This window comes from Desulfotruncus arcticus DSM 17038 (assembly GCF_900113335.1).
GTDB classification, from domain to species: Bacteria; Bacillota; Desulfotomaculia; order Desulfotomaculales; family Desulfallaceae; genus Desulfotruncus; species Desulfotruncus arcticus.
Genome location: NZ_FOOX01000019.1, coordinates 41435 through 55214 on the forward strand (window position 1 = coordinate 41435; position 13780 = coordinate 55214).

General features: G+C 46.8%; 14 protein-coding genes. 3 read left to right on the forward strand and 11 right to left on the reverse strand.

Annotated elements, in window-relative coordinates:
* Nucleotide 1: 1 nt before the first annotated feature.
* The 5 genes from BM056_RS20495 to BM056_RS20520 all read right to left on the reverse strand — a co-directional run bounded on the left by BM056_RS20495 (nt 2) and on the right by BM056_RS20520 (nt 3739).
* Nucleotides 2-235: a hypothetical protein gene (locus BM056_RS20495; protein ID WP_092473970.1), complete on the reverse strand. Its 234-nt coding sequence runs from the start codon at nt 233-235 to the stop codon at nt 2-4.
* A gap of 495 nt (nt 236-730) precedes the next feature.
* On the reverse strand, nt 731-1075 hold the full coding sequence (locus BM056_RS20505) for an AMP-binding enzyme (protein ID WP_092473974.1): 345 nt from the start codon (nt 1073-1075) through the stop codon (nt 731-733).
* 133 nt (nt 1076-1208) lie between these two features.
* On the reverse strand, nt 1209-2057 hold the full coding sequence (locus BM056_RS20510; RefSeq protein WP_174549986.1) for a 3-hydroxybutyryl-CoA dehydrogenase: 849 nt from the start codon (nt 2055-2057) through the stop codon (nt 1209-1211).
* A 3-nt stretch (nt 2058-2060) separates the two neighbouring features.
* Nucleotides 2061-3242, reverse strand: coding sequence for a thiolase family protein (locus BM056_RS20515; protein ID WP_092473976.1), 1182 nt, complete (start codon nt 3240-3242; stop codon nt 2061-2063).
* A 128-nt stretch (nt 3243-3370) separates the two neighbouring features.
* The gene (locus tag BM056_RS20520) at nt 3371-3739 is read right to left on the reverse strand and encodes a VanZ family protein (RefSeq protein ID WP_238456573.1); all 369 of its coding nucleotides are present in this window, start codon (nt 3737-3739) and stop codon (nt 3371-3373) included.
* Nucleotides 3740-3842: 103 nt separating this feature from the next.
* Here BM056_RS20520 and lspA point away from each other — a divergent pair, with 103 nt between their 5' ends.
* Together lspA and BM056_RS20530 are read left to right on the forward strand one after the other, a co-directional pair.
* A complete protein-coding gene (gene lspA / locus BM056_RS20525; RefSeq protein WP_337833534.1) occupies nt 3843-4301 on the forward strand; it encodes a signal peptidase II in 459 nt (152 codons plus the stop codon).
* Complete coding sequence (locus BM056_RS20530; RefSeq protein WP_092473981.1) at nt 4258-5241, forward strand: RluA family pseudouridine synthase; 984 nt, start codon at nt 4258-4260, stop codon at nt 5239-5241. The genes lspA and BM056_RS20530 overlap by 44 nt, the downstream gene beginning before the upstream one ends.
* Here BM056_RS20530 and BM056_RS20535 read toward each other — a convergent pair.
* Together BM056_RS20535 and comA are read right to left on the reverse strand one after the other, a co-directional pair.
* Nucleotides 5209-5661, reverse strand: coding sequence for a DUF441 domain-containing protein (locus BM056_RS20535; protein ID WP_092473983.1), 453 nt, complete (start codon nt 5659-5661; stop codon nt 5209-5211). The two genes, BM056_RS20530 and BM056_RS20535, sit on opposite strands and share 33 nt — an antisense overlap.
* Before the next feature lie 129 nt (nt 5662-5790).
* Entirely contained in the window at nt 5791-6612 is an 822-nt protein-coding gene (gene comA / locus BM056_RS20540) for a phosphosulfolactate synthase (RefSeq protein ID WP_092474095.1), read from the reverse strand.
* A gap of 224 nt (nt 6613-6836) precedes the next feature.
* On the opposite strand from comA, the gene BM056_RS20545 reads away from it, so the two are divergent.
* Nucleotides 6837-8810: an Ig-like domain-containing protein gene (locus BM056_RS20545; RefSeq protein WP_165613638.1), complete on the forward strand. Its 1974-nt coding sequence runs from the start codon at nt 6837-6839 to the stop codon at nt 8808-8810.
* Nucleotides 8811-9028: 218 nt separating this feature from the next.
* Here BM056_RS20545 and BM056_RS20550 read toward each other — a convergent pair whose 3' ends face one another.
* The 4 genes from BM056_RS20550 to dat form a co-directional block, all read right to left on the reverse strand.
* Nucleotides 9029-10996 carry a TRAP transporter permease gene (locus BM056_RS20550; protein ID WP_337833533.1) on the reverse strand — a complete coding sequence of 656 codons (1968 nt, stop codon included), beginning with the start codon at nt 10994-10996 and terminating at the stop codon, nt 9029-9031.
* A gap of 65 nt (nt 10997-11061) precedes the next feature.
* The gene (locus BM056_RS20555; protein WP_092473987.1) at nt 11062-11565 is read right to left on the reverse strand and encodes a DUF1850 domain-containing protein; all 504 of its coding nucleotides are present in this window, start codon (nt 11563-11565) and stop codon (nt 11062-11064) included.
* 56 nt (nt 11566-11621) lie between these two features.
* Entirely contained in the window at nt 11622-12611 is a 990-nt protein-coding gene (locus tag BM056_RS20560; protein WP_238456574.1) for a TAXI family TRAP transporter solute-binding subunit, read from the reverse strand.
* 225 nt (nt 12612-12836) lie between these two features.
* Complete coding sequence (dat, locus tag BM056_RS20565; protein ID WP_092473989.1) at nt 12837-13679, reverse strand: D-amino-acid transaminase; 843 nt, start codon at nt 13677-13679, stop codon at nt 12837-12839.
* Nucleotides 13680-13780 lie beyond the last annotated feature (101 nt).

Sequence of the window (13780 nt, forward strand, 5' to 3'; positions counted from 1 at the left end):
CTTATTCGGTTTCACCTGTTTTTTCGGCAGAACCCGTAAACAGCGCATGAGCATGCTCAAAGCTCATTTGCATGGAATTAATGCCTTCCCTTAGCGTGCTTAAAGACCGGGACGTTTGATCAACAATGCCTCTGAGAAAACCGAGTTTTTCATCGGCGCTCTTATCAGTACTAAGAATTAACAGAATAAAGATTAAGAACAGGATGTAGGGATTTTTAGTTATTCCATTAGACAATTATTATTGTCCCCCTTTCACCAACAACTTTATATTTATATTATGCCGGAAATGTTTTTAGGTGAAAGATAGAGGCAATAATAGACCGATATTCCACAGTTTAATATTACCTTAGAGGGCAACAAGTGGAATAGCTATAACACGGTCACAGCCGCATGCGGGACAAGTAAAAAGGTGATAGCAGCAATTATTTTCAAAGCTCATGTTAAAATAAGGGCTGTAAGGACCGCTATAATCCGCTACCGGACCGCTATCCCGCATAATTGAGCCACAATGGCACTCAATGGCGATGGTCTCCAAGGAGTTACAAAGCACGCATGCAGTCTCCAAGGCTAACTCTCCTTAGTCTGTGGTTGGCCGCAGACTTTGCATATATTTAGGCCGGGACAATTTACACCCCCCGGTCCTTTATATTTTGCCCGGGTAATCATTAAAAATTAAAAAACCTGCGATTTTTCGCAGGTTTTTTTAACCGGACTTTAGGGAAGTGAGTAATCAGGTACAGATATCTTCCAGTAGTCTAAGCTTAAGTACTTTTCCGCTTGGCGACTTGGGAATTCTGGGAACAAATTTTACAGCTCCGGGCAAGTTTTCCTGTTCCAATTGCCCGCTTTGGGTTAAAAATTGCATGATCGCCTCTTCAGTTAAATCATCATCACGTGGTACGATAAATGCTACAAGTGTCTCGTGACCTTTTTCCTCGGGAATGAAAAACGCTGCCACCTCTTCAACATCGGAATGCTCATACAAAGCATTTTCCAACTGTCGCATAGCAAACCTGTGGCTGGCAACCGGGGAAAAATCATTCTCTTGAGGGTTTAGCCTTTGATTGTCCTCCATTTATCTTCCCTCCTGGATATAACTAATAAATTAAATTGTATTCAGAATTCAGTAGTCAGAATTCTAAAACACTTCGAGACGATAAACCGTTCTCTCATTAATTACTCCTGACTCCTGTCTCCTGACTCCTGACTTAATACTTATAAAAACCACGGCCGGTTTTTCTGCCTAAGTGTCCCGCCCTGACCAGTTTACGCAGCAGGGGGCAAGGGCGGTATTTTGAATCGCCGGTTTCATTATACAATGTGTCGCAAACCATCAGCAGGGTGTCCAGGCCGATCAGATCTGACAAAGCCAGGGGGCCAATGGGATGGTTGGCGCCCAGTTGCATGCCCTTGTCAATATCTTCTGCTGAGGCTACCCCTTCCATTAAGACAAACATGGCTTCGTTAAGCATTGGTACAAGAATGCGGTTGACGGCGAACAATGGCGCTTCGTTAACCATTATCGGCTCTTTGCCCATTTTGCGGACCAGTTCCCGGGTAACCGCTGCTGTTTCATCGTCTGTCTCCGCAGCCCTAATGATTTCAACCAGTTTCATAACCGGTACCGGGTTAAAGAAATGCATGCCGATGAATTTACCGGGCCTGGTTGTTACCGCAGCCATTTCCGTAACACTTAAACCGGAGGTATTGGAGGCAAAGATTGTTTCGGGCTTACAGATTTTATCCAGCTCGCTGTAGAGTTCTTTTTTCAATGCCATTTTTTCAATAATAGCTTCGATAACAAAGTCGCATTCAGCCAGATCGTCTAATTTGGTTGTGCACTTGATCCTGCCTATTAAAGCATCTGCCTGTTCCTGGCTCATTTTTTGTTTGCTGACACTGCGGGCCAGGTTTTTTTCAATTACGGACCTGCCGCGATTAACGAATTCTTCGGTGACATCTCTCATAACCACATCATAACCGGCAGCTGCCGAAACCTGGGCGATCCCGGCGCCCATGGTGCCAGCCCCAATAACTCCGATAATTTTTATTGACATAGTTTATACCTCCCTTTCTACGATCAGGGCAACGCCCATACCTCCGCCAACGCAAAGGGAGGCCAGTCCGTAATGAGCGTTGCGCCTGACCATTTCATGCAGTAAGGTGACTGTGATCCTGGTGCCGGTGCAGCCAACCGGGTGGCCAAGCCCGACTCCGCTGCCGTTGACGTTAACTTGCTCCCGGTTTAAATCCAGCAGCTTTTCGCAGGCTAAATATTGGGCGGCAAAAGCTTCATTTAGTTCAATCAGGTCAATATCAGCCAGCGTAAGGTTGGCTCTTTGGAGAGCCTTCTTTATGGCCGGCACCGGACCGTAGCCCATGAGGTCGGGTTCAACTCCCGCTCTGGCGTGGCTGACTATTCGGGCCAGCGGTTTAAGTCCCTTCTGACGTGCCTTTTCTTCGGACATTATGATAACTGCCGCTGCGGCATCATTAAGACCCGAGGCGTTACCCGCTGTTACCGTGCCATTTTTTCTAAAAGCGGGAGGCAGCTTGGAAAGCTTGGCCAGGTTTACGTCGTCCCTGGGGTGCTCATCCCTGTTCACCAGTACCGGGTCACCCTTGCGTTGGGGCACCGGCACCGGGACTATTTCTTCCGCGAAGTAGCCTTTATTAATGGCGTTTAAAGCGTTTTGATGACTGCGGAAAGCGATGATATCCTGCTCTTCCCTGGATATTCCATATTTTTCTGCCAGCCGTTCTGCCGTTTCACCCATCAAGATGCCATGGATAGGGTCAGTTAAGGTTTCCCATAACGCATCGGTTATTTGCCCGTGCTGCAGGCGCATACCCCAGCGGGCTTTTTTAAGTAAAAAAGGAGCGGTGCTCATGCTTTCGGTACCACCGGCCAGGACGATTTCCGAGTCGCCGGTCTGTATTTGCTGGCACCCGGAAATAATGGCCTGAAGACCGGATGCACATTGCCTTTGTATGGTCATGCCGGTAACACTGTCCGGCAAGCCGGCCATAAGCGCTGCTGTACGCCCTACGTTCGGCTCCTCACTGCTCTGCACACAGCAACCCAGGATGACATCATCGATCTCTCCCGCTTCAATTCCAGCCCTTTTAATTACTTCTTTTATCGCTACCACAGCCAGTTTGCCGGCCGTTACCGTCCGCAGTGAACCACCAAAATCACCAATCGGGGTACGGGTACCCGCGACTATTACCACGTCCCGCATAACAAAATAGCCCTCCTTTTAGGTGTATTTGTCTGATTAATTGCTTAATTATTCTTCTTAATTTTCAGAAATTCCTTCTTTTCTAATAATTTTAAAATTGCGAAAACTTAGAATGTTAATTAATACAACTATTCACTCTCATGTTCTCCATTCTTTCTAGCAACTAAGAAATAATTGATCATAAGGGCTATTGACGCACCCGATAGATCCCTGAGCAGATCATATACATCCGGGGTTCGGGTCGGTATAAAATGCTGGTGAATTTCGTCGCTGATGCCGTAAAACAGGCATAGAAGAAATGCTGCAAGGTAAGGGCGGGAGAAGTTATTTATCCGTAAAGGCCATAAAACAAGCCAAGCCAGGATGAAATAGGCCAGTATATGGCCCGGGTTGAAATCTTCAATAAAAGGGAAAATAGAACCAAGTTCCGCTCCTGTCCTTCCAGACAGGTAATAGATAAAAGCCATCCAGGCTATAGCGGGAATCCAGTAAAACAACAGATCCACTCCTTTTTACCTGATCGGTGGTTTTTTAGCCTGTAACATGTGGTATTATATCATGTAGTTGTTACTTTGGGGAGGGATAACGGTTTTGCGGTTTGTGGCGTTCGGTATATTAACACTTTTGGCTGATCAGATTTCCAAATACGTGATAACGTCCACCATGGCACAGGGGCAGTCCATTGCGGTGCTGTCTCCGGTTTTTTTTATAACATATGTTTTGAATCCCGGAGCTGCTTTTGGGTTGCTGGCCAATAAAACAGAATTTTTTATCTTGGTATCAATTATTGTAGTAATAGGGATAATGGTTGGATACAGGTATTTGCCCGGGGAGTGGGTTTGGGCCCACACAGCGCTGGGTTTAATATCCGGCGGCGCTATTGGCAATCTGATTGACCGGATTCGCATTGGCCGGGTGATAGATTTTTTAGACTTCCGGGTTTGGCCGGTTTTTAACCTGGCTGACACAGCCATTGTTATTGGCGCACTGCTGCTGATACTGGATGTCTGGCGAAATGATAAAGAGGAAAAGCAAAGGATTGATTCTGGTGCGGAATAATGAGATTTACCATGTTGACAACAACAGGGCGGGCCAGCGATTAGATGTTTACGTAACTTCTTCCGGTAATAATTTAAGCCGTTCATATATTCAAAAATTAATCGGTGAGGGATTGGTTAAAGTCAATGGTATAGAAGCTCGGGCCAATTACCGCTTAAAGGAAGGCGACGAGATCGCGGTGGAAATACCGCCACCCACGGAGCTTCAGGTGCTGCCGGAACAAATTCAACTGGACATTTACTATGAGGATTTAGATGTGATAGTAATTAACAAGCCCAGAGGCATGGTTGTGCACCCGGCGGAAGGCAACTTTTACGGCACTATGGTGAATGCTTTACTTTATCATTGCCGTGATCTCTCAGGCATCAACGGGGTGCTCAGGCCGGGCATTGTCCATCGCATTGACAAAGATACCTCAGGACTTTTGATGGCAGCCAAGAATGACCTGGCCCATGAGCGTCTGGCGGATCAATTGAAGGAGCATACCGTCGCCCGGGGTTATCTTGCTTTGGCCCACGGTTCGATGCAATTTGATCAGGGTATTATTAACGCACCCATAGGCCGTGACCCCAGGGATAGAAAAAAGATGGCTGTCACCAGTCGTAACTCAAAAAATGCCATTACCCATTACAGGGTCCTGGGCAGAGCAGGCGATTACACTTTTTTGGAGCTGCGCCTGGAGACTGGCCGCACACACCAGATCAGGGTGCATTTAGCACATATTGGCCACCCGTTGGCGGGCGATGCGCGTTACGGTCCGGCACGGCCCCATTTCGATCTGGCAGGCCAGTTTTTACACGCTTATCTGCTGGGGTTTATACACCCTCGTGAGACTCGTTACCTGGAATTTAAAGCGCCGCTTCCCGGTGTGCTGTTGGAGATACTTAAATCCTTAGACCTTGCCGGATCACTTGAACAGGTGTATTGTTTCCAAAAATAATGCAGTCAGGCCAGCTGCCATCAGCGGGCCAACCGGGATGCCGCCCAAAAAGACAATGCCGAATACAGATCCTATCAGCAGCCCGAAAATTAATTCAGGATCTATCTGCAGCAGCTTCAGTCCTTCTCCATTTAAATGTGTTGCCAGTGCTCCCCCGATTAGCGCCAGCACACCAGGTAACGAAGTGAAAGTCATTAAAAGGTCCTTTTCGCTAATCTCGCCTTTTGCTACAGGTACCAGTATAGCCAGTAACAAAAACAACAGGCCCACTTCGAGGCCTCTTTTTTCCAGCAAGGGTAAAATAAAATTTAAGTTAGCGAATTTAATTATCAGCAATACGCAGGCGGCGGTGGCAATTAAATTGGAGCGGGCAATGATTCCTATGAGAAGCAGAGCGACCAAGATGAGAACTCCGTTCATTCCTCTCGCCTCGCTTAAATTAGAATTCAGGAGTCAGAATTCAGTAGAGTTCTTTCATTCTGACTCCTGAGTAGTTATTATATGTTAATATATGCCACCACCGATTTGCGTATTACCAATTACAGGTATTTATATGTTCATATCCTCAAGATTGGCTACAAATTGCAGGGTATCTGCCCGCAGGCCCACTCTGAGGGCTTCTACTGCCAGGACTTCCTGTGGTTGGATATTACCCAGGTTGACATTAGGTCCGAACTTTTCAATCAGGTCTTGCTGCTGGTTTTTAAGCGGTGCTTCCCAGATAATCAGCGCCGGGTCGTCTATATACTCCAGCAGTACCTTTAAATCTTTTCTCGCCATCTGCCCGTTTTGGTCGTACAGGCCAACGTTTATCCCGCATTCTCTGCCCTCCAGGATTACTTTGTAAGAGCCTTTTTCCAGATCCCTCATAGCCTGGGTGGCCAGTGTATGCACTGATAATTCGGGTCCGTTGTTTTTTTTGCCGACCTCGGTTAAAACTCTAAAACCCATTTCCGCCGCCATGAAAATTGCTTGTTCTCTCACCTCCTGGCTGATAAAAACTGTACCGTCGCTTATTTCAACGGCCGTAAAACCAAGGGACTTGCACTTACATAGGAATTCTCTCGTTTTATTCTGCATAATGGCTACTTCCATGAAGGTACCCCCGGGATATATCTCAATATCGTAAGATCGCGCCAGTTGAATCTTTTCCTCCAGGGTGCCTGCTGCATATAGCGCCGGTGTTCCAAAGCCAAGCTTGATAAAATCTATGTGCTCATAGTTTATTTGCAGCAGATCTCTCGTTTCACCGATTCCCATACCTTTGTCAATAACCATTGTCAAACCGCAATCCCTTGGCTTAGACTGTCTCCCTCCCAGGGGAAACGAGATTATATCCCGCCAGGAAGCTGTTGACTCTTGACCGGACAAATATATCAACTCCTTTTCCGTTGACACCCGCTTGTATTAAAGGCGGGTGTATTCGGATTCACCTCCTAGAAGCAAGTTGGAAAAGGGGTTCTTCGTCCATCTGATTAAAACTATTCAAAAAAATAATGATTGGTTACCCCTGGCGACCTGCCAAAATACGGGTCTCCTGCGTACCTAAAATTGACGGTTAAAACCGCGCCAAAAAACACAGGGGAGTGATGTTTTTGAAAGGTAAGTTTAAGTATTTTTGTGGAGGAGTCCTAATGGTGGCGGTGCTGTCACTGTCGGTGTTAACCGCCCCTCCTGATGCCCTGGCCAAGCAGAAAAAGACCCCGCCGGGCCAGGCCAAAAAGATTAATTTTCAGATGATGAACGACGTCAGGAACCACTGGGCCGTCGAACCGGTAACGGCATTGCAAAAGGAAGGAATTATCAAAGGTTACGCCGATGGTAACTATTACCCGCAAAGTGAAGTCAGCCGGAGTGAGAGCCTGGTTATGTTGATGAGGGCACTTGGTTTGGAAGGGGGAGACCCCAGCAAGGCAGCACTTAAAGCCGCTGCAGATTGCCCGGATTGGGCTAAGGATACAGTGGCCCTGGCCATCGACAAAGGGATAATTACTGAGGAGGAAGCAGAGGAGCTTGATTTCAGCAAACCCGCTTTAAGATACGAGGTGGCGGTTTGGCTCGGACGAGCTCAAAACGATGATGTTTCCGCAGCTAATCTAACCTTTGCCGACTCCGGTAAAATTCCCGGTTACGCCAAGAAATACGTGGCTTTTATGGCCCAAAACAAGGTTATTAACGGCTATCCCGGAAATATATTCGGCCCGCTGAATACGGTTAAAAGATCTGAGATTGCCTCGATGCTGTTTAAGTGCCAGAGCGTGTTTTCACTAAATAACAAATTTGGTTATATTAGTGGCGAAGTTAAGGACGTTCTTCCCAGCGACCCCGCTTATATTATGTTAACTGCTAATGCCGGCGAGATGATGATTCAGGTTGCTGATGACGCCGCCATTTTTGTAGACGGTGAAGCAGCGGATTTGGATGACATTGAAGAAGGCGACTATGTAACGTTAGTGCTTAATCCAACCCGCAAAGCTATTGTTGTATCGGCACAAGATGGGGAAAACAACAATGACGATGAAGATGAGGACAGTGATGCACCGGAAATTGCAGGATTAAGCCCCAAAGATGGCGCAAAGGATGCTGAAATTGGCCTGAAGCAACTCGTGGCAACTTTTGATGAAAATATCCAGGCCGTCAAATCCGAAAGTGACGTGGAATCTAAAATTGAAATTACCAACGAAACCGATGATCAAACAGTGGAAATTAAGGATGTAGACATAACCGGCAAGAAACTGACCATTTATTTAGCTGATGGGCTGGAAGCTGATTGCGAATATACCGTTTATATTCGGTCCGGCATCATTGAAGACGAAGACGGAAATAATTTTGGAGGCCTTCGAGCCAGCGATTGGAACTTTAGTACCTTTGAGGAAGATAGTAACGCACCGGAAATTGCAGGATTAAGCCCCAAGGACGGTGCAAAGGATGTTGAAATCGGCCTGAAGCAATTAGTGGCAAATTTTGATGAAAATATCCAGGCTGTCAAATCCGAAAGTGACGTGGAATCCAAGATTGAAATTACCAACGAAACCGATGATCAAACAGTGGAAATTAAGGATGTAGACATAACCGGCAAGAAACTGATCATTTATTTAGCTGATGGACTGGAAACTGATTGCGAATATACCGTTTATATACCTCGTAACATCATTGAAGACAAAGACGGAAATAGTTTTGAAGGTATTGACGACAGCGATTGGAATTTCACCACTGCTGAGGATGAAGATAATACTGCCCCGAAAATTGATGGTTCGAGAGGTTTGGACCCCAGGGACAATGATGTTGTTGTCGGAAGTGTTTATGAGCTCACTGCCAGATTTGACGAGAATGTGCAATGGGCCGACGATGATGAAGATTATGCAGATAAGATAACAATTTTCAATGATAACAATGAAGTAACTCCAGATGATATTGAGCTAAAGGATGATGAATTGGTTATTAAATTTGACAAAGCTTTGGCAGACGGTGAATATAGTGTTATTATTCCCAGAGGTATTATTGAAGATGAGGCTGGCAACAGTTTCAAAGGAATAGGAGTTAATGGCTGGAACTTTGAGATAAGGTAATTTAATTGATCTCCGCACAGCCTGTAATCTCGAAATAAGTGCGACTAAGGTTCAGTTGGGGTCAAAACCCCATCTGAACCAAGTCTTCTTTATAATTATACTGAGTCCTCGATCAGGGGGCTTTTTTTTCTGTCATGGCTATAGCGCATTACTAAAAAAGCATAGCGGGGCAGGCTCTCACCTTTCCCCGCTATGCTTATCTTTAATAAACTATCCGTTTACTGAGTTAAATTATTTGGTACTGAAAACTTCTTATTATGCCGTTTTCTCATTACTTGCAGCAGATAAGCACCGACAAGCAAGCCTAATCCAATCAGGTCTGTGACGCTGCCAGGTTTTATCAGCATCAAACCGCCGGCAAAAAGCATTATCCGGTCATACCATTTGGTTGTTGTAATCAAATAACCTGAAACTGCAGACCCGATCCCCACCATTCCAACCAGGGCCGTGGCTGTTATCAGCAGGATCATGGGGACTGTCGTATCAATCATCAGCAAGCCGGGGGAATACACAAAAATGTACGGGACCAGAAAGGCTGCTATGGCCAGTTTAAAAGCATTGACCCCTGTTTTCATGGGGTTGCCCCGGGCTATGCCGGACCCGGCAAATGCCGCCAGAGCCACAGGCGGAGTAACATCTGCCACAATTCCAAAATAAAAGGCAAACAAATGAGCCGCCAGAATGGGAACGCCCAGCTGAATTATCGCCGGAGCGGCAATGGTTGAAGTAATAACATAGTTTGCTGTAGTAGGCACTCCCATGCCGAGTAGAATTGAGGATATCATGGTAAAGAATAGCGTGGGCAGTAATTGACCGTGGGCCAGATCGATCAGGGCCGAGGCCAGTTTGAGGCCCAGACCGGTTTTGGTTACCACGCCAATAATAATACCGGCTGTGGCGCAGGCAATAATCACACCCAGAGCGCTGCGGGCGCCGTTTTCCAAACCTTTAACTACGTCATAGGCTGAAATGCGGGTGGACTTGCGCAGCATTGAAGCCAGAATGGCCAGCAGAATGGCCCAAAGGGCCGCCCTCATTGGGGTGTACCCGGTTACCAATAGGTATACGATTACTATTAGCGGAATGGCCAGATGTCCGCGTTCCATGATGATTCTGCCTATTTTAGGCAGTTGCTCCCTGGGAATACCTTTAAGGCCATTCTTTTTGGCTTCCAGGTGCACACCGATCCAAATGCCGGTGAAGTAAAGAAGAGCCGGTATGATTGCTGCCTTTACAATTGCAATGTAAGGAATACCCACGAATTCAGCCATTAAAAAGGCTGCGGCACCCATAATCGGCGGCATCAACTGGCCGCCGGTGGAAGCGGTCGCCTCAACAGCGCCCGCGAATTCAGGTTTGTAGCCAAGGCTTTTCATCATGGGAATGGTAAAACTTCCGGTTCCCGCCACGTTAGCTACAGAACTGCCTGAAACAGTACCCATCAAGCCGCTGGAAAGTACGGCCACCTTGGCCGGCCCGCCGCTGGCCCACCCGGCCACTGCATTGGCAAGGTCAATAAAAAACTTGCCCAATCCGGTCTTTTCGAGGTAGGCTCCGAAAAGGATAAACAGAAAAATAAAGGTTGAGGAAACTCCCAGGGGGATTCCAAAAATACCTTCGGTAGTAAAGAACAGGTGGCCCACCAAATGCGGTGTGTCAACGCCCTGGTGCGCCAGGATGCCCGGGATGATAGGCCCGGCAAAGGCATAGGCCAGAAATAAACTGGCTACGATAACAATAGGCCAGCCCACCACCCGCCTGGCAGCCTCCATAACTAAGAAGACGCCCAGTATGCCAACTACCATGTCGGCGGTGGTAACCGTGCCGGCCCTGAGCACCAGTTCCTTATAAAAGTAAACAATGTATATTGGAGTGGCTGCCGCTGTAATGGCCAGCAAACAGTCAAACCAGTGCAGCTTGTCCCGGGGCCACTTTTTACGGGTTGGGTAAAGCAGGTAAACAAGCGCCAGGGCAAAGGATAGGTGTATGGCACGCTGGATGTGAGCGTCCAAAATACCCAATAAAGCTGTGTAAAGCTGAAATATGGAAAAGGTGATGGCAATGGCGGCGATAACCCGCGCCATTACGCCTTTAAGACGTCGGTAATCCGACTCCCGGTCGTACTTGGCCATAAATTCTTGCAAGTCAATTGATTCGTTATTTGGATTTACTTTATTGTCTGCCAAGAGGTACCTCCTTTCTATGGTAAACAGTGCCTGCACTCGACCGGAGGACCATCTACCGTTATAGTCTAGATTTTTGCCAGTAATATTTGCACCGGAGTATAATTTGTTATTTTTACACTAATTAAAGCTCCCGGTGCAAAATAATCGTTTAGTTGATATTCCTTGCCCTTTACAATTAGCTCCTGCGCTGCGACCGGCATGGCCCTGAAATTAATTTCCCGGTAAGATCTGTTTAATCCGGTTAAAACGAAATTTCCGTTGTCGTTCATTAGCTTACCATCGTCCGGAGAAAAAGGCAGCCCCACGCCGAGGGATTTATAAACAGTAGAAGTAAGCACAAGCCGGTTGTTGGATACGATAAAGTTTTCAGCGCAAGGTGTCTTTTGCACTGAATGAATATAATTATAGCTAAAAGATTTGTTTGTTAAAGTGGAAAAGGTTAGAATGTTTTTTCCACTTTGGTTCTGGATAACCAAAAACGGCAGCTTTACCAGGAACAATAATGCTAAAAAAATCAATGCTGTAATTACAAAAACCGTCCGGGTTCGCTGCCTATTTTTATTTTTCATAAAACCGGGTTCCGGAGATTCCGGAACCCGGTCACCTCCTAATAAGCTAGTTGAATTTATTCGTTAAAAAATTTTTCGGCGCCGGGATGCAGAGGAATAGACATACCTTCCTGAGCTTTTTCTTTGGTTATCATAGCGCCCACCGAGTGCGCTGCTTTTAGCGCGTCGAGGTTGCTGTAGATGGCTTTGGCAATATTATAAGCCAACTGCTCATCCATCGCGTCGGTTACCGCCAGCATGGACATTACGGATACAGCTTCCACGTCACTGTCCTGTTTGGGATAGGTTCCGGCGGGAATAGTAACCTTGGTATAGAATGAATAATCCTGCATTAGCTTATCAGCAACATCACCAGGCACAGGTAATAAAACCACGTTATGCTGTGCCGCAATATCCTGGATGGCTGCAGTCGGGAAACCGGCAGTAACAAATGCCGCGTCCACATTGCCGTCTTTAAGGTTGCTCGCCGCTTCGGCAAAGGAAAGATACTGAACGGTAATATCATCATAGGTGATGTCCGAGGCGTTTAAAATCTGTCGGGCGTTGGCCTCGGTGCCGCTTCCCGCTGCGCCTACGGCAACTCTTTTACCTTTAAGGTCGGCGATACTATTAATGCCGGTTTTGTCCAGAGTCACAATCTGTATAGTTTCCGGATAGAGAGTGGCAAGGCCCTTTAATCCTTCGACTTTTTGGTCCTTAAACATTTCGGTGCCGTTAGCGGCATAATAGGCGATGTCATTTTGCACAAAAGCCATTTGTACGCTGCCGTCTTTTAACATGTTGATATTGGCTACGGATGCTCCTGTGCTTTGGGCCGTGGCATTAACCCCATCAATGTTTTTGTTCAGTATTTCAGCCATAGCGCCGCCCAGGGGGTAATAAACGCCGGCGGTACCGCCGGTTGCGATATTAACAAACACTTTTTCAGCCTGCTCGCTTTGCTCATTGTTTTCCCCGGCCTGCTGCTTGGCGCCGCAGCCGGTCAAAAGCATTGCCAAAAGAGAAAAAATAGCTAAAACCAAAAAACCGCGTTTGAATAGTTTCACTCTTTCATAACCTCCTATTATTTTTGGAGTTACTCAGGAGTCTGGAGTGTGCAGGGAGGGCTGACCCCGGTTACCTGCCACTGACTCCTTGCGGTAGGTGTGTGCGGGGTCAGGCCCCGGTACTACCGGAATCACTGGCAATATGGCTGAAGCTTCAGCCGTGCTGGTTATGTATCCCCCCTTTAAACTGTTTAATATAAAGCCTCCCCATTTTTTAGGTTTTTTTTATTTTCTCAGGGAGGTAAATTCCTGATGTAGTTTTGCGGTTACAGGTCCCGGTTTGCCTCCTGCAACGGACTGCCCGTCCACTTCAACCACAGGTACAAGCTCAACTATAGTACCGGTAAAGAAAACCTCTTCCGCCTTCATCAGCTCATTGATTTTAAAAGGTTTCTCGGCAAATGGTAGGTTTAGTGACTCAGCCGCTGCGAGCACATGCTTGCGGGTTATGCCCGCCAGAATTTTGTTGTCCGCAGGGTGGGTGAGCAATTGGCCGTTTGAATAAATAAAAATGTTGCTGGCGGAACACTCGGTTACCGTTCCGTCCGGATGAACAAAAACAGCTTCTGCCGCGCCGGCGCGGTGGGCCCTGTTTTTGGCCAGAACATTGCCGAGCAGCGAAATTGATTTAACATGGCACATTTGCCATCTGAATTCCGGTTGAGTAATTAACTTTACTCCATTTTGATACATTGCCGGTGAACGCTCCGGCACCGATCTTACCGTAACCAGGATATTGGGTTTGATTTCTTCGTTGTAAATGTGATTTCTATGAGCAGTCCCCCTGGACACCTGGATGTATACCATGGCCTCACTGATCCCGCTTTCGGCCAGTAGTTCTTCGGTAATGGCAGTTAGTTCCTGTTTTTGCCAGGGGAGATCCAGGTCAATTGCCTTGGCGCTCCGTTCCAAGCGATCAAGGTGGTCGTCCATGGCAAATAATCGGCTCTCATAAACCCGCACGACTTCATAAATACCGTCTCCAAAGTTGAAACCGCGATCATTGACAGATATTGTCGCTTCATCAAATGTGCCTGTCCAGCCATTCAAATATACAAGTTCCTGCAAAAAATATCCCTCTCTTCAAAATGAATGATATAATTATATTAGACAAAAACCAGTTTTTTTCCTGCCATACCGCTATTCTTAATTAAGTTTCCTGTTTGGGG